The following is a 16163-nucleotide window of genomic DNA, read 5'->3' as shown; positions in this document are numbered from 1 at the left end:
TCCTTATGCCTTCGGACGCTTGGCGCCGTACTTGGAACGGGCCTGGCGACGCTTGGCAACGCCGGCGGCGTCGAGCGAGCCACGAACGGTGTGGTAACGCACACCCGGCAGGTCCTTGACGCGACCGCCGCGGATCAGGACCACGGAGTGCTCCTGCAGGTTGTGGCCTTCACCACCGATGTAGGAAATCACTTCTTCCTGGTTGGTCAGGCGGACCTTGGCAACCTTGCGCAGAGCCGAGTTCGGCTTCTTCGGAGTGGTGGTGTAGACACGGGTGCAGACGCCACGGCGCTGCGGGCACTTGTCGAGCGCCGGCGAGGCACTCTTGTAGGTGGTCGCTTGCCGCGGCTTGCGGACCAGCTGGTTGATCGTCGCCATCAGTAGGTTCTTCTGATTGGTGGCCGGAAAATCCGGCCAGAGATGCGGAAATGTTAAAGCAGGCCGAAATTTTGGCCTGCTGAGACAGACGATTGTAGCAACCTGCAAGGAAAGCAGTCAAACGCCTCCTGTCAAGCCCGTCCCTGATCCCGGGACGTTACTGGGGGGCCTCCATGTACCCCGTTCAGGTTGGCTGGGTCGATCGCGGACGATCTCCCCTGCCCTTTCCCAATCCCATCGATGGATCGACGGGGTGGTCCGGCCTTGCGGCCGGACCGGATACCTCATTCTTCGCCCGAGGCCTGTTCAGCTTCGGCTTCAACCACCGGGGACTCGACCGCAGCCGGGGTGCCGGCCAGGGTCTGCATTTCCGAGTCGGTGAGACCGGAAGCGCCGCGACGGCGGCTGCTGTGGTAGGACAGGCCGGTACCGGCCGGAATCAGGCGGCCGACGATGACGTTTTCCTTCAGGCCACGCAGGTTGTCCTTGGTACCGCGGACGGCAGCCTCGGTCAGCACTCGGGTGGTCTCCTGGAAGGAGGCCGCCGAGATGAACGATTCGGTCGCCAGCGAGGCCTTGGTGATACCCAGCAGGACCGGATCGAAGCGCGCCGGCAGTTCGTTGCGGGTCGACAGGCGCGCATTCTCCTCGATAACGCGCTGGCGCTCCACCTGTTCGCCGTTCAGGAACTTGCTGCTGCCCTGGTCGGTGATCTCGACCTTGCGCAGCATCTGGCGGGTGATCACCTCGATGTGCTTGTCGTTGATCTTCACGCCCTGCAGGCGGTACACGTCCTGGATTTCCTTGACCAGGTAGGCAGCCAGCGGCTCGACACCCAGCAGGCGCAGGATGTCCTGCGGGCTCGGCTCGCCGTCCACGATGGTTTCACCCTTGGTGACATGCTCGCCTTCGAACACGATGACCTGGCGGTACTTCGGGATCAGCTCTTCGTGCTCCGAACCATCAGTGTCCTTGATGATCAGGCGCTGCTTGCCCTTGGTGTCCTTGCCGAAGCTGATGATGCCCGAACGCTCGGCCAGCACCGCCGGATCCTTCGGCTTGCGCGCTTCGAACAGGTCGGCCACGCGCGGCAGACCACCGGTGATGTCGCGGGTCTTCGACGCTTCCTGCGGGATCTTGGCGACGACGTCGCCCACGCCCACCGGGGCGCCGTCCTGCAGGTTGACGATCGAACGCGGCGGCAGCAGGTACTGCGCCGGCAGGTCGGTGCCCGGGATCGACAGGTCGTTGCCCTTGGCGTCGACGATGCGCACGATCGGGCGCAGGTCCTTGGCCTGGGTACCACGACGCTTCGGATCGGTGATTTCGCGCGAGGCCAGGCCGGTCAGCTCGTCGGTCTTCTCGATGACGGTGACGCCGTCGACGAAGTCGATGAAGCGGATGAAGCCGGCCACTTCCGACACGATCGGGTGGTTATGCGGATCCCAGTTGGCCACGGTCTGGCCAGCCTTGATCGCATCACCGTCCTTGGACGTGATGGTCGCACCGTACGGCAGCTTGTAACGCTCACGCTCACGGCCGTGCGCATCGAGCACCGAGATTTCGCCCGAGCGCGACACCGCCACCAGCGAGCCGTTGGCGTGCTCCACGGACTTGAGGTTGCTGAACTTGACCGAGCCGGTGGTCTTGACGGTGATGTTGTCGACCGCAGCAGCTCGCGACGCCGCACCACCGATGTGGAACGTACGCATGGTCAGCTGGGTACCCGGCTCACCGATGGACTGGGCGGCGATGACGCCGACCGCTTCACCGATGTTGACCAGGTGGCCACGCGCCAGGTCGCGGCCGTAGCAGCGCGAGCAGACACCGAAGGCCGATTCACAGGAGATGGTCGAGCGGACCTTGATGGTCTGCACGCCGGCATCTTCCAGCTTGGCAACCCAGGCTTCGTCCAGCAGGGTGTTGCGGGTGACGATCGGATCTTCGTCGTTGCCCGGCAGGAACACGTCCTCGGCAACCACGCGGCCCAGCACGCGATCCTTCAGCGGCTCGACCACGTCGCCGCCTTCCACGATCGGGGTCATGATCAGGCCTTCGGTGGTACCGCAATCCACTTCGGTGATCACCACGTCCTGCGCCACGTCGACCAGGCGACGGGTCAGGTAACCCGAGTTCGCGGTCTTCAGCGCGGTATCGGCCAGACCCTTACGGGCACCGTGGGTGGAGTTGAAGTACTCCTGCACGTTCAGGCCTTCGCGGAAGTTCGCCTTGATGGGCGTCTCGATGATCGAGCCGTCCGGGCGGGCCATCAGGCCACGCATGCCGGCCAGCTGACGGATCTGCGCCTGCGAACCACGCGCACCGGAGTCGGCCATGATGTACAGCGAGTTCATCGACTTCTGGTCGATGGTCTCGCCCTTGGCATTGACGACCTTCTCGGTACCGATGGTGTCCATCATCGCCTTGGCGATGCGCTCGTTGGTGCGCGACCAGATGTCGACCACCTTGTTGTAGCGCTCGCCGGCGGTGACCAGGCCCGACTGGTACTGCTCCTGGATTTCCAGCACTTCGGCTTCGGCCTCGGTGAGGATGCCCTTCTTCTCGTCCGGGATCAGCATGTCGTCGATGCCGATCGAGACGCCGGCGCGGGTCGCATAGGCGAAGCCGGTGTACATCAGCTTGTCGGCGAACACGACCGTGTCCTTCAGGCCGAGCTGGCGGTAGCTGGAGTTGATCAGGCGGCTGATGTTCTTCTTGGTCAGCTCGACATTGGCCAGCGCGAACGGCAGGCCTTCCGGCAGGATTTCAGCCAGCAGGGCGCGACCGATCGTGGTGTCCACGATCGAGGTCTTGTTCTGCTTGTTGCCGTCTTCGTCGGTCACCACCTCGGTGATGCGGACCTTGACCTTGGCGTGCAGTTCCACCACGCGGTTGTCGTAGGCGCGCTTGACTTCGGCGATGTTGGCGAAGGCCATGCCCTCGCCCTTCTTGTTCTCCAGCGAGCGGGTCATGTAGTACAGACCCAGCACGACGTCCTGCGACGGCACGATGATCGGCTCGCCGTTGGCCGGCGACAGGATGTTGTTGGTCGACATCATCAGCGCACGCGCTTCCAGCTGGGCTTCCAGCGAGAGCGGCACGTGGACGGCCATCTGGTCACCGTCGAAGTCGGCGTTGAACGCGGTGCAGACCAGCGGGTGCAGCTGGATGGCCTTGCCCTCGATCAGTACCGGCTCGAACGCCTGGATGCCCAGGCGGTGCAGGGTCGGCGCACGGTTCAGCATCACCGGATGCTCGCGGATGACCTCTTCCAGGATGTCCCAGACTTCGGCTTCTTCGCGCTCGACCAGCTTCTTGGCGGCCTTGATGGTGGTGGCCAGGCCACGACGCTGCAGCTTGGCGAAGACGAACGGCTTGAACAGCTCAAGCGCCATCTTCTTCGGCAGGCCGCACTGGTGCAGGCGCAGGTACGGGCCGACCACGATGACCGAACGGCCCGAGTAGTCGACGCGCTTGCCGAGCAGGTTCTGGCGGAAGCGGCCCTGCTTGCCCTTGATCATGTCGGCCAGCGACTTCAGCGGGCGCTTGTTGGTGCCGGTGATGGCACGACCGCGGCGGCCGTTGTCCAGCAGTGCATCGACCGATTCCTGCAGCATGCGCTTTTCATTGCGCACGATGATGTCCGGCGCGCTCAGTTCGAGCAGGCGGCGCAGGCGGTTGTTGCGGTTGATGACGCGGCGGTACAGGTCGTTCAGGTCGGAGGTCGCGAAGCGGCCGCCATCCAGCGGGACCAGCGGACGCAGGTCCGGCGGCAGCACCGGCAGCACGGTCATGACCATCCATTCCGGACGGTTGCCCGATTCCAGGAAGGCTTCGATCAGCTTGATGCGCTTGGTGAGGCGCTTGAGCTTGGTTTCCGAACCGGTAGCGGCGATCTCCTCGCGCAGGCGGGTCATCTCCGACTGCAGGTCGATCGTGCGCAGCAGTTCGTAGACGGCCTCGGCGCCCATGGCGGCGTCGAAGTCGTCGCCGTGCTCCTGGCGGGCCTGCAGGTACTGTTCTTCGGTCAGCAGCTGGCGGCGCTCCAGGGCGGTCAGGCCCGGCTCGGTCACCACGTACGCTTCGAAGTACAGCACGCGCTCGATGTCGCGCAGGGTCATGTCCAGCATCAGGCCAATGCGCGACGGCAGCGACTTGAGGAACCAGATGTGCGCGACCGGCGAAGCCAGGTCGATGTGGCCCATGCGCTCACGACGCACCTTGGCCAGGGTCACTTCGGTGCCGCACTTTTCGCAGACCACGCCGCGGTGCTTCATGCGCTTGTACTTGCCGCACAGGCACTCGTAGTCCTTCACCGGGCCGAAGATGGCGGCGCAGAACAGGCCGTCGCGTTCCGGCTTGAAGGTACGGTAGTTGATGGTTTCCGGCTTCTTCACTTCGCCGAAGGACCACGAACGGATCAGGTCCGGCGAGGCCAGCGCGATCTTGATCGCGTCGAAGTCCAGCGTCTGGCGCTGCTGGTTGAAGAGGTTGAGCAGGTCTTTCATGGTGTTCTCCAGAAGGAGGAATGCTGTGTCGATGGGCTTTCAGTTCACTGCCAGCGGCGCGGCGGCGGACCGCCGCGCCGGCATGGATCAGTTGTCTTCCAGTTCCATGTTGATGGCCAGCGAGCGGATTTCCTTCACGAGCACGTTGAAGGATTCCGGCATGCCCGCGACCATCTCGTGCTCGCCGTCGACGATGTTCTTGTACATCTGGTTGCGGCCCTGCACGTCATCGGACTTCACCGTCAGCATTTCCTGCAGGGTGTAGGCCGCGCCGTAGGCTTCCAGCGCCCAGACTTCCATTTCACCGAAGCGCTGGCCGCCGAACTGCGCCTTGCCGCCCAGCGGCTGCTGGGTGACGAGCGAGTACGGACCGGTCGAACGGGCGTGCATCTTGTCGTCGACCAGGTGGTTCAGCTTCAGGTAGTGCATGTAACCGACGGTGGTATGGCGGTCGAAGGCTTCACCGGTGCGGCCGTCGTACAGCTGGGTCTGGCCACTGCTCGGCAGGTCGGCCAGTTCCAGCATGCGCTTGATTTCCGCTTCGGTGGCGCCGTCGAAGACCGGGGTGGCCATCGGCACGCCGTCGGTCAGGTTGCGGGCCAGGCGCAGCAGTTCCTCGTCGCTGAACTGCGACAGGTCGACACGGTTGGCCACGTTGGTGTCGTCGTGGTTGTAGATGTCGTCCAGGAACTTGCGCAGGTCGGCCACCGCGGCCTGGGCTTCCAGCATCGCCTGGATCTTGCGACCCAGGCCCTTGGCGGCCCAGCCCAGGTGCACTTCCAGGATCTGGCCGATGTTCATACGCGACGGCACGCCCAGCGGGTTCAGCACGATGTCCACGGTCTCGCCCGAGGCCATGTACGGCATGTCCTCGACCGGCACCACGTTGGACACCACACCCTTGTTGCCGTGGCGGCCTGCCATCTTGTCGCCCGGCTGGATGCGGCGCTTCACCGCCAGGAACACCTTGACCATCTTCAGCACGCCCGGGGCGAGGTCGTCGCCCGCGGTGATCTTGCCGCGCTTGTCGGCGAAGCGACGCTCGAATTCCTTCTCGTGCGCCTGGATCTGCTTCTGGGCGCGCTCGATGGCTTCCGAGGCGTCCTCGTCCTTCATGCGCAGGGCGAACCAGTCAGACTTCTTCAGGCCGTCGAGGAAGGCGTCGGTGATCACGTCACCCTTCTTCAGGCCAGCACCACCATTGACCACCTTGCCCACGATCTGCGAACGCAGACGCATGTAGATGGCCGCTTCCAGGATGCGGAACTGGTCATCGAAGTCCTTCTTGACGCGCTTGATTTCGGACTCTTCGATCTGGCGCGCGCGCTTGTCCTTCTCGATGCCGTCGCGGGTGAAGACCTGCACGTCGATGACGGTGCCGTCCATGCCCGGCGGAACGCGCAGCGAGCTGTCCTTAACGTCCGAAGCCTTCTCGCCGAAGATCGCGCGCAGCAGCTTCTCTTCCGGGGTCAGCTGGCTTTCGCCCTTCGGGGTGACCTTGCCGACCAGGATGTCGCCGGCGCGCACTTCGGCACCGATGTACACCACGCCGCTCTCGTCCAGGCGGTTCAGCGCCTGCTCGGAGACGTTCGGGATGTCGGCGGAGATTTCCTCCGGCCCCAGCTTGGTGTCACGCGCGACGCAGGTCAGCTCTTCGATGTGGATCGTGGTGTAGCGATCCTCTTCCACCACGCGCTCGGAGAGCAGGATGGAGTCTTCGAAGTTGTAGCCGTTCCACGGCATGAACGCGATCAGCATGTTCTGGCCCAGGGCCAGCTCGCCGATGTCGGTGGACGGACCGTCGGCCAGCACGTCACCGCGGGCGATGACGTCACCCACCTGGACCAGCGGACGCTGGTTGATGCAGGTGTTCTGGTTCGACCGGGTGTACTTGACCAGGTTGTAGATGTCCACGCCGGCGTCGGTGGCGCCAACGATCTCTTCCTCATTGACCTTGACCACGATGCGGGCGGCGTCGATCTGCACGATCTCACCACCACGACGGGCGTTCACGGTCACACCCGAGTCACGCGCCACGGCGCGCTCGATGCCGGTACCGACCAGCGGCTTCTGCGAACGCAGGGTCGGCACGGCCTGACGCTGCATGTTGGCGCCCATCAGTGCGCGGTTCGCGTCATCGTGCTCCAGGAACGGAACCAGCGCGGCCGCGATCGAGACGGTCTGCATCGGCGAAACGTCCATGAAGTGGACTTCCGCCGGCGGCTTCAGCAGCGATTCGCCCTGGAAGCGGCACGGAACGAACTGCTCGGTCAGGGTGCCCTTGGCGTCGGTCAGCGCGTTGGCCTGCGCAATGACGTACTCGTTCTCTTCAATGGCCGACAGGAACTCGACTTCGTCATAGACCTTGCCGTCCACGACCTTGCGGTACGGGGTCTCGAGGAAACCGTACTTGTTGGTGCGGGCGTACACGGCCAGCGAGTTGATCAGGCCGATGTTCGGGCCTTCCGGGGTTTCGATGGTGCAGACGCGGCCGTAATGGGTCGGGTGCACGTCGCGCACTTCGAAGCCGGCGCGCTCACGGGTCAGGCCGCCCGGGCCCAGGGCCGAGACGCGACGCTTGTGCGTCACTTCCGACAGCGGGTTGTTCTGGTCCATGAACTGCGACAGCTGCGAGGAGCCGAAGAACTCCTTGATGGCAGCGGCGACCGGCTTGGCGTTGATCAGTTCCTGCGGGGTCAGGCCTTCCGATTCGGCCATCGACAGGCGCTCCTTGACCGCACGCTCGACGCGGACCAGGCCGACGCGGAACACGTTCTCGGCCATTTCGCCGACCGAACGCACGCGACGGTTGCCCAGGTGATCGATGTCGTCGACCACGCCGCGACCGTTGCGGATCTCGGTCAGGACCTTGATCACGTCCAGGATGTCGGAGCTTTCGCCGTGGGCAGCGACCAGGCGCTTGGACTCTTCGTCGTTGCGCTCGCCGAAGTACTTGCTGTCGTACAGCACGGCTTCGCCGGTGGTTTCCTTGCGGCCCACGCGACGGTTGAACTTCATGCGGCCGACCGCGGACAGGTCGTAGCGCTCGAAGGTGAAGAACAGGTTGTGGAACAGGTTCTGCGCGGCATCCTTGGTCGGCGGCTCGCCCGGACGCATCATGCGGTAGATCTCGACCAGGGCTTCCAGCTGGGTCTTGGTCGGGTCGATACGCAGGGTGTTGGACAGGTACGGGCCACGATCCAGGTCGTTCACCCACAGGGTGCCCACGGCATCCACACCGGCCTTGCGGAAGGCCTGCAGCTGCTCGTCCGTGATCTCGTCGTTGGCCTGGGCCAGCAGTTCGCCGGTCGAGGCATCGACCACGTCGTGCGACAGGATGCGGCCGACGATGTAGTCGTCCGGCACGGCCAGGGCGGCGATGCCCGAGGCTTCCAGCTGCTTGATGTGGCGCGCGGTGATGCGCTTGCCGGCTTCCACGATGACCTTGTCGCCGTCGGCGAGGTCGAAGCCCAGGGTCTCGCCACGCAGGCGCTCCGGCACCAGCTCCAGCTGGACGCCTTCATCCGGGTTGATGTGGAAGGTGTTGATCTCGAAGAACTCGGCCAGCATCTCTTCGTTGCTGTAGCCGAGCGCGCGCAGCAGGATCGACACCGGCAGCTTGCGGCGGCGGTCGATACGGGTGAACAGCGCGTCCTTCGGGTCGAACTCGAAGTCCAGCCAGGAGCCGCGGTAGGGAATGATGCGGGCGCTGTACAGCAGCTTGCCCGAGCTGTGGGTCTTGCCACGGTCGTGGTCGAAGAACACGCCCGGCGAGCGGTGCAGCTGGGAGACGATGACGCGCTCGGTGCCGTTGACGATGAAGGTGCCGTTCTCGGTCATCAGCGGGATTTCGCCCAGATAGACCTCCTGCTCCTTCACGTACTTGATGGCCTTGGTCGACGACTCACGGTCGTAGATCACCAGGCGCACGGTCACGCGCAGCGGGGCGCCGTAGCTCATGCCGCGCTGGCGGCACTCACGCTCGTCGAAGACCGGTTCGCCCAGCTTGTAGCCGACGTATTCCAGGGCAGCGTTGCCGCTGTAGCTGGCGATCGGGAAGACCGACTTCAGCGCAGCGTGCAGGCCGTGGTCCGTGCGCTTGGCCGGATCGACGTTTTCCTGCAGGAATTCACGATAGGAATCCACCTGGATGGCGAGCAGGAACGGCACTTCGAGAATCGAGCGCTGCTTGCCGAAATCCTTGCGGATACGCTTTTTTTCGGTGAACGAATAGGACGTCATGAGGTCTTCCACCTTGTTGTGCGGATCGTGCGCCCACGATCCGAAGGGAACTTGAAATTGTCAGTTGGAAGTCGCTGGTATTGCCGGCACCAGCACGCCTTCTCCCGCTACTTCCAACTGCCAACTCGTCTGCTACCACTCCCCCGCTGCCGCGCTCGGCGCTGGCCTGCCGGGGTTTGACTGCAGCCCGTGTTGGGCTTTTTCCTGCTTTTTTCACATCCACGCATGGTGCGGATCTACAACACCGCAACAACGACCAAAGGCCGGGGGCTTACGCCCCCAGCCTTGGCTGCATCGCCGCGAATCGGTGACGATGCAAGGTAACTGCTTACTTGACTTCGACAGTCGCGCCAGCAGCTTCCAGGTCCTTCTTCATCTTCTCGGCTTCTTCCTTCGAAGCGTTGTCCTTCAGGACGCCGCCGGCTTCGGCCAGGTCCTTCGCTTCCTTCAGGCCCAGGCCGGTGATGGCGCGGACGGCCTTGATGACTTCGACCTTCTTCTCGCCGGCAGTCTTCAGGGTGACGACGAATTCGGTCTGCTCTTCAACAGCAGCAGCCGGGCCAGCGGCAGCAGCCACGGCAACCGGAGCAGCGGCGGAGACGCCGAACTTCTCTTCGATGGCCTTGACCAGCTCCATCACTTCCATCAGGGACTTCTCGGCGATGGCGTCGACGATCTGTTCGTTGGTAAGGGACATGATTAATACCTTTGGATGATTTTCTGGATTGAGGTTCCGTCAGGAACCACGGTAAGTCGAAACTCAGGCGGTCTCGGCGGCCGGCTCGGCAGCGTCAGCGGCGACATCGCCACCACCCTGCTTCTCGCCAACGGCCTTGATGGCGCGGGCAAACATCGTGACCGGCTCGGTCAGGACGCGGGCCAGCATGGCCAGGGCCTGGTCGCGGGTCGGCAGCGAGGCCAGCACTTCGACGTGGCTTGCCGGGAACACTTCGCCACCGATGGCGACGACCTTAGCCTTCAGCTTGTCGTTGCCCTTGGCGGCTTCCTTGATCAGGCGACCGGCAGCGCCGGGCTCCTCGAGCGAGAACGCGTACAGCAGCGGACCAACCATCTGGTCCTGGGCGACTGCGAACTCGGTGCCTTCAACGGCGCGCGAAGCCAGGGTGTTCTTGACAACCTTCAAGAAAACACCGGTTTCACGAGCCTGCTTGCGCATCGCGGTCATCTGGGCGACCGTGGTGCCAGCGTATTCGGCTGCGATCAAGGAGTGGGCCTTGGCGGCGACGTCTGCCAGCTCGGCGACTACTTCTTGCTTCTGGGACAGATTGAGAGCCATTGCACTCCTCCTATTGAACTCCGCTTACGGCTCCTGCCGTGTGCGGTCCTGTGCGGCATCCATCCTGGACGCCGGGAGCATCGGGATGATGTTCCGGGGGTGGGCCGTTCTAGACCTGGAGTGGGCCAACCTGGGAAACCCAGACGTGCGTGAACCAGAAAAACTCCAGAAGGGCACCATCTACGCAGGGTGATTCCGGGGAATCGATTAAGCGCTCCTGACTGCTCCGGCGGCGACTCCTTGCCAGATCGAGCTTCCATGCCCGTCGCCGGTATTGCCACGACCGCGCCTGCGGTCTTTGACGGCTACCGCGGGCGATGCACTGCCAGCGATGCCTTCAAATGTCACGGTCACGGCACCCGGGGCACCGTGACCGCTTGAAACAATTACTTCAGGGTCAGCGACGACTGGTCGACGGTGACGCCCGGGCCCATCGTCGAGCTGACCGAAACCTTCTGCAGGTAGGTGCCCTTCGAGGTGGCCGGCTTGGCCTTGATCAGGTCCAGCAGCAGCGCGGTCAGGTTCGACTTCAGCGCGTCTTCGGCGAAGTCGGCCTTGCCGATGGTGCAGTGGATGATGCCGGCCTTGTCGGTGCGGTAACGGACCTGACCCGACTTGGCGTTCTTCACGGCTTCACCCGGGTTCGGGGAAACGGTGCCGACCTTCGGGTTCGGCATCAGGCCGCGCGGGCCCAGCACGGTGCCCAGCTTACCGACGACGCGCATGGCGTCCGGGGTCGCGATGACGACGTCGTAGTTCAGATCGCCGGCCTGCATCTTCTCGGCCAGGTCATCCATACCGACGGCGTCGGCGCCAGCAGCCAGGGCTTCGTCAGCCTTGGCACCGGCCGGAGCGAACACGGCGACGCGGACCGACTTGCCGGTACCGGCCGGCAGCACGGTGGAGCCACGGACCTGCTGGTCGGACTTCTTCGCATCGACGCCCAGGCGCACGGCGACGTCGATCGACTCGACGAACTTGGCCTTGGTGGCGGTCTTCAGGATGTTGATCGCGTCCTCGAAGGCGTATGCCTTGCCCGGAACGACGGCGGCCTTGATGGCCTTCTCACGCTTGGTCTGTGCCATCTTATTAACCCTCCACCACGAGGCCCATGGAACGGGCAGAGCCAGCGATGGTACGCACGGCGGCGTCCAGGTCGGCGGCAGTCAGATCCGGTTCCTTCGCCTTGGCGATCTCTTCCAGCTGCTTACGGGTGACCTTGCCGACCTTCTCGGTGTTCGGGCGCTTGGAGCCCGACGAGATGCCAGCGGCCTTCTTCAGCAGGGTGGTAGCCGGGGTGCTCTTGGTGATGAAGGTGAACGTACGGTCCGAGTAGGCCGTGATGATCACCGGAACCGGCAGACCCGGCTCGAGCTTCTGCGTGGCAGCGTTGAACGCCTTGCAGAATTCCATGATGTTCAGGCCACGCTGACCCAGCGCAGGACCGACCGGCGGCGAGGGGTTGGCCTGACCGGCCTTCACCTGCAGCTTGATGTAACCGACAACTTTCTTTGCCATGTGAGTGCTCTCCGGGTGCTAGCGCCTTTCGACAACAGGCTCCCCATCGGACCGGGAATCACGCGTCCCGGCATCGCGTTTTGAAATCATGCTGAAGGCCACCTTGCGGCGGCCTCGTCCTGCTGGCTTCCCCAGCGGGGAGCCGCGCACTATAACAGGTTTTTTCTTCACATGCCTGAAGCGGCAGGTAAACGAACGGAACCGGGCCAGGCCCGGTTCCCTTTGGAGAGTCGAGCCATGCCCGACTACCGCACCATCCAGACCCCGGAGTCGAGCATGGCTCGACTCGACAGGACAGGTCAGACGGCCTTTTCGACCTGGCCGAACTCGAGCTCGACCGGAGTGGCACGACCGAAGATCAGCACCGAGACGCGCAGACGGCTCTTCTCGTAGTTGACTTCTTCGACGACGCCATTGAAATCGTTGAACGGACCGTCGGTGACGCGGACCATCTGGCCCGGCTCGAACAGCACCTTCGGACGCGGCTTCTCGACACCTTCCTGAACGCGATTCAGGATGGCTTCGGCCTCGGAATCGGCGATCGGCAGCGGACGATCGGCGGTGCCGCCGATGAAGCCCATGACCCGCGGGGTTTCCTTGACCAGATGCCAGCTTTCGTTGTCGATGCGCGGAATGCCGGCTTCCTCGTGGGTCTCGATCTGGACCAGCACGTAACCCGGGAAGAACTTGCGCTCGGAACGGCGCTTCTGGCCGGCGCGCATCTCGACCACTTCCTCGGTCGGGACCAGGACGTCGCCGAAGCGCTCTTCCATGCCGTCACGGACGATGCGATCGCGCAGAGCCTGCGCCACCGACTTCTCGAAGCCCGAATAGGCGTGAACGACGTACCAACGCTTCATGCAATTCTCCTTAGCGGCTCAGGAACCACTGAGTCAGTTTCTGGATCAGGAAGTCGAAGCCACCCAGCAGAAGACTGAGGATGAGCACCACGACGATCACGACCCAGGTCATGCGGACGGCTTCCTGGCGCGTAGGCCAGACCACCTTGCGCAGTTCGAAGCGCGACTCGGAGAGGAATTCGCGGGTGTCGCGCCCCTTGCCGGTCAGCATGAACACGCCGATACCGCCAACCAGACCGACCACGACCGCCAATGCACGCAGCTGACCCGCCCACGCACCCAGCTGGGCGGCGCGACCGGAGTCGGCGGAGAACCAGAACCAGACGAACAGACCGGCCAGCACCAGCAGCGATGCGGCGACATACTTGACGATATCTCCACCGTTGGCGGAGTTGTCCTTGGAGTGTTCGATCTTGCTATTCATCCGGCTGTGTCTGCTTTAGCGGCCCAGGCCGCTGGATAAGGTGGGCAGATGGCACGCCAGGAGGGACTCGAACCCCCAACCTGCGGTTTTGGAGACCGCTGCTCTGCCAATTGAGCTACTGGCGTACGTTGAAAACTTGCCTTCCCTTAGACGGCGAAGGCGGACCGAGGTTCCCGGCCCGCCATTCGCGTAACCGGCGGCGCTATGCAACCACCGGTACTGCAGGCTTACTCGATGATCTTCGAGACCACGCCGGCGCCGACGGTACGACCGCCTTCGCGGATGGCGAAGCGCAGGCCTTCGTCCATGGCCACCGGGTTGATCAGGGTGACTTCCATCTTGACGTTGTCACCCGGCATCACCATTTCGACGCCTTCCGGCAGCTTGGCGGCACCGGTGATGTCGGTGGTGCGGAAGTAGAACTGCGGACGGTAACCGTTGAAGAACGGGGTGTGGCGGCCGCCCTCGTCCTTCGACAGGACGTACACTTCGCCTTCGAACTTGGTGTGCGGCTTGATCGTGCCCGGCTTGGCCAGCACCTGGCCACGCTCGACGTCGTCACGCTTGGTGCCGCGCAGCAGCAGGCCAGCGTTGTCGCCTGCCTGACCCTGGTCCAGCAGCTTGCGGAACATTTCAACGCCAGTCACGGTGGTCTTCTGCACCGGACGGATGCCGACGATTTCGATTTCGTCGCCAACCTTGATCACGCCGCGCTCGATACGACCGGTCACCACGGTGCCGCGGCCCGAGATCGAGAACACGTCTTCCACCGGCATCAGGAACGGCTTGTCGATCGCACGCTCCGGCTCCGGAATCCAGCTGTCCAGCGCGTCGACCAGCTTCAGGATGGCCGGCACGCCGATGTCGCTCTGGTCGCCTTCCAGCGCCAGACGGGCCGAACCGGCGATGATCGGGGTGTCGTCGCCCGGGAACTCGTACTTGCTCAGCAGCTCGCGCACTTCCATCTCGACCAGCTCGAGCAGCTCGGCGTCGTCCACCATGTCGGCCTTGTTCAGGAACACGACGATGTACGGCACGCCGACCTGGCGCGACAGCAGGATGTGCTCACGGGTCTGCGGCATCGGGCCGTCAGCGGCCGAGCACACCAGGATCGCGCCGTCCATCTGGGCGGCACCGGTGATCATGTTCTTGACGTAGTCAGCGTGGCCCGGGCAGTCAACGTGGGCGTAGTGACGGGTCGGGGATTCGTATTCGACGTGCGCGGTCGAGATCGTGATGCCACGCGCCTTTTCTTCCGGCGCGGCGTCGATCGAGGAGTAGTCTTTGAACTCGCCACCGAAGCGCTCGGCACCGATCTTGGTCAGTGCGGCGGTCAGCGTGGTCTTGCCGTGGTCGACGTGACCGATGGTGCCGACGTTGACGTGCGGCTTGGTGCGCTCGAACTTACCCTTGGCCATGGCTGCTTATCTCGAATTCGTCTGAGAGGTGATGCTTAAGATGGTGCTCACGAAAGGAATCGAACCTTCGACCTCTTCCTTACCAAGGAAGTGCTCTACCGACTGAGCTACGTGAGCCGAGTTTTGCATTATGACATGAACTCGATAATATTCAAAGTTCATTCAATGGAGCGGGAGACGGGAATCGAACCCGCACCATCAGCTTGGAAGGCTGAGGTTCTACCATTGAACTACTCCCGCGCCGGGAATGTCACAACGTGAAACTGGTGGAGGGAGGTGGATTCGAACCACCGAAGGCGTAAGCCAGCAGATTTACAGTCTGCCCCCGTTGGCCGCTTGGGTATCCCTCCTTACCACCCCAACCCGTTGCCGCCGAAGCGTTGCGGTGTGTGGTGGTGAGCCGCTTATTCTGCTGATCAGGCGGGGGGCTGTCAACGCTTTTTTCCATCTTTTTCACACGTTGTCGCAAACCCATTGATACGCAAGGTTATTGCCCAGGGACCGGCAGGGTCTCGCTGGCGAAAATTGCGACATGGGGGACGCCATCGGCGCCGATCCAGCCCCGATACATGCCCTGGGTGTTGAACGGCATGGCCATTTTTCCGTCTGCGGCAAGCACGATCGCGCCGCCGTCGCCGCCCATCTTCGGAATCATCTCGTTGATCACGCCCTTGCCGGCCTGCTCCGGCGTCTGCCGCTGGTAGCGCATGCGCGCACAGATCTCGTGCGCGGCCGCAGTCCGGATGTAGTACTCGCCCCACCCGGTGCCCGATACCGCGCAGCCCGCGTCGGCCCAGGTACCGGCACCGATGATCGGCGAATCGCCCACACGGCCATAGCGCTTGTTGGTCATGCCACCGGTGGAGGTGCCGGCAGCAAGCTGCCCCTGCGCATCCAGCGCAACCGCGCCCACCGTGCCGAAGTGCCTTGCGGTCTCCAGGTCGGCGTGCGCCTGGCCACTGGCCTCTTCCTTCAATGCGCGCTGCAGTTGCTGCCAGCGCTTGTCGGTACGGAAGTAGGATGGATCGACCAGGCCGATGCCCTGCTCCACCGCGAACGCCTCGGCCCCCTGCCCGACCATCATCACGTGCCTGGACTTCTGCATCACGGTCTGGGCCAGCAGGATCGGGTTGCGCACCCGCTGCACGCCGGCCACCGCACCTGCAGCCTGGGTGGCGCCATCCATCACTGCGGCATCCAGTTCGTTGTGGCCGTCATGGGTGAACACCGCGCCCTTGCCGGCGTTGAAGGTCGGATCGTCCTCCAGCACGGTGATTGCCGCAGTGACGGCTGCAAGCGCCGGGCGACCGGCCGCCAGTTCGGCATGGCCCTTCAGCAGCGCCGCGCGCAACGCGTCGCGCGCAGTCTTCTCTTCAGCCGGCGACAGGTCCTTGCGCTCGACACCGGCGCCGCCGTGGATGACCAGCAACGGCGAGGCGGCCGGGGCGGCCTGGGCAAGCGACGGCAGGGACAGCAGCGCGGACAGCACCAGGCGCAGTTTCATCGGGCACATCTCCA

Annotated in this window: 11 protein-coding genes and 4 tRNA genes; all 15 read right to left on the bottom strand. The window is 63.8% G+C overall.

All coding sequences use genetic code 11. The features are described 5' to 3' along the window. Nucleotides 1-3 precede the first annotated feature (3 nt). The 15 genes from rpsL to ACSDHM_RS02140 all read right to left on the bottom strand — a co-directional run bounded on the left by rpsL (nucleotide 4) and on the right by ACSDHM_RS02140 (nucleotide 16149). Entirely contained in the window at nucleotides 4-378 is a 375-nt protein-coding gene (rpsL, locus tag ACSDHM_RS02210) for a 30S ribosomal protein S12 (protein WP_004145320.1), read from the bottom strand. Nucleotides 379-662: 284 nt separating this feature from the next. Then, nucleotides 663-4886: a DNA-directed RNA polymerase subunit beta' gene (gene rpoC, locus ACSDHM_RS02205; RefSeq protein WP_061480645.1), complete on the bottom strand. Its 4224-nt coding sequence runs from the start codon at nucleotides 4884-4886 to the stop codon at nucleotides 663-665. 87 nt (nucleotides 4887-4973) lie between these two features. Beyond that, the gene (gene rpoB / locus ACSDHM_RS02200; RefSeq protein WP_005415409.1) at nucleotides 4974-9128 is read right to left on the bottom strand and encodes a DNA-directed RNA polymerase subunit beta; all 4155 of its coding nucleotides are present in this window, start codon (nucleotides 9126-9128) and stop codon (nucleotides 4974-4976) included. A gap of 328 nt (nucleotides 9129-9456) precedes the next feature. Further along, on the bottom strand, nucleotides 9457-9825 hold the full coding sequence (rplL, locus tag ACSDHM_RS02195; RefSeq protein WP_005415408.1) for a 50S ribosomal protein L7/L12: 369 nt from the start codon (nucleotides 9823-9825) through the stop codon (nucleotides 9457-9459). A gap of 63 nt (nucleotides 9826-9888) precedes the next feature. Beyond that, nucleotides 9889-10425 (bottom strand): 50S ribosomal protein L10, encoded by a 537-nt coding sequence (gene rplJ, locus ACSDHM_RS02190; protein ID WP_010480377.1) that lies wholly within the window; start codon nucleotides 10423-10425, stop codon nucleotides 9889-9891. A 386-nt stretch (nucleotides 10426-10811) separates the two neighbouring features. After that, a complete protein-coding gene (gene rplA, locus ACSDHM_RS02185) occupies nucleotides 10812-11510 on the bottom strand; it encodes a 50S ribosomal protein L1 (protein WP_005415407.1) in 699 nt (232 codons plus the stop codon). 4 nt (nucleotides 11511-11514) lie between these two features. Then, nucleotides 11515-11943: a 50S ribosomal protein L11 gene (gene rplK, locus ACSDHM_RS02180; protein ID WP_004145248.1), complete on the bottom strand. Its 429-nt coding sequence runs from the start codon at nucleotides 11941-11943 to the stop codon at nucleotides 11515-11517. 299 nt (nucleotides 11944-12242) lie between these two features. Continuing rightward, the gene (gene nusG, locus ACSDHM_RS02175) at nucleotides 12243-12803 is read right to left on the bottom strand and encodes a transcription termination/antitermination protein NusG (RefSeq protein ID WP_004154362.1); all 561 of its coding nucleotides are present in this window, start codon (nucleotides 12801-12803) and stop codon (nucleotides 12243-12245) included. A 10-nt stretch (nucleotides 12804-12813) separates the two neighbouring features. Then, nucleotides 12814-13227, bottom strand: coding sequence for a preprotein translocase subunit SecE (gene secE / locus ACSDHM_RS02170; protein ID WP_004145202.1), 414 nt, complete (start codon nucleotides 13225-13227; stop codon nucleotides 12814-12816). A 49-nt stretch (nucleotides 13228-13276) separates the two neighbouring features. Then, nucleotides 13277-13352: transfer RNA gene (locus ACSDHM_RS02165), tRNA-Trp, on the bottom strand. Nucleotides 13353-13454: 102 nt separating this feature from the next. Beyond that, nucleotides 13455-14645: an elongation factor Tu gene (gene tuf, locus ACSDHM_RS02160; RefSeq protein WP_065178958.1), complete on the bottom strand. Its 1191-nt coding sequence runs from the start codon at nucleotides 14643-14645 to the stop codon at nucleotides 13455-13457. A 41-nt stretch (nucleotides 14646-14686) separates the two neighbouring features. Then, nucleotides 14687-14762, bottom strand: a tRNA-Thr gene (locus tag ACSDHM_RS02155). A gap of 49 nt (nucleotides 14763-14811) precedes the next feature. Beyond that, nucleotides 14812-14885: transfer RNA gene (locus ACSDHM_RS02150), tRNA-Gly, on the bottom strand. A 24-nt stretch (nucleotides 14886-14909) separates the two neighbouring features. Next, nucleotides 14910-14995 (bottom strand) — tRNA-Tyr (locus ACSDHM_RS02145). Between the two features lie 137 nt (nucleotides 14996-15132). Next, a complete protein-coding gene (locus ACSDHM_RS02140; RefSeq protein ID WP_353761871.1) occupies nucleotides 15133-16149 on the bottom strand; it encodes an isoaspartyl peptidase/L-asparaginase family protein in 1017 nt (338 codons plus the stop codon). Nucleotides 16150-16163 lie beyond the last annotated feature (14 nt).

The organism is Stenotrophomonas sp. T8 (assembly GCF_051853085.1).
GTDB lineage: Bacteria > Pseudomonadota > Gammaproteobacteria > Xanthomonadales > Xanthomonadaceae > Stenotrophomonas > Stenotrophomonas sepilia.
Note: the sequence above shows the minus strand (reverse complement) of the source record. Positions and strands in the feature narration are given on the sequence as shown.

Coding starts and splice junctions, on each gene's coding strand:
- rpoC (WP_061480645.1), bottom strand. CDS start 4,886: ATGAAAGACCTGCTCAACCTCTTCAACCAGCAGCGCCAGACGCTGGAC.
- rpsL (WP_004145320.1), bottom strand. CDS start 378: ATGGCGACGATCAACCAGCTGGTCCGCAAGCCGCGGCAAGCGACCACC.
- secE (WP_004145202.1), bottom strand. CDS start 13,227: ATGAATAGCAAGATCGAACACTCCAAGGACAACTCCGCCAACGGTGGA.
- rplL (WP_005415408.1), bottom strand. CDS start 9,825: ATGTCCCTTACCAACGAACAGATCGTCGACGCCATCGCCGAGAAGTCC.
- tuf (WP_065178958.1), bottom strand. CDS start 14,645: ATGGCCAAGGGTAAGTTCGAGCGCACCAAGCCGCACGTCAACGTCGGC.
- rpoB (WP_005415409.1), bottom strand. CDS start 9,128: ATGACGTCCTATTCGTTCACCGAAAAAAAGCGTATCCGCAAGGATTTC.
- rplK (WP_004145248.1), bottom strand. CDS start 11,943: ATGGCAAAGAAAGTTGTCGGTTACATCAAGCTGCAGGTGAAGGCCGGT.
- rplA (WP_005415407.1), bottom strand. CDS start 11,510: ATGGCACAGACCAAGCGTGAGAAGGCCATCAAGGCCGCCGTCGTTCCG.
- ACSDHM_RS02140 (WP_353761871.1), bottom strand. CDS start 16,149: ATGAAACTGCGCCTGGTGCTGTCCGCGCTGCTGTCCCTGCCGTCGCTT.
- rplJ (WP_010480377.1), bottom strand. CDS start 10,425: ATGGCTCTCAATCTGTCCCAGAAGCAAGAAGTAGTCGCCGAGCTGGCA.
- nusG (WP_004154362.1), bottom strand. CDS start 12,803: ATGAAGCGTTGGTACGTCGTTCACGCCTATTCGGGCTTCGAGAAGTCG.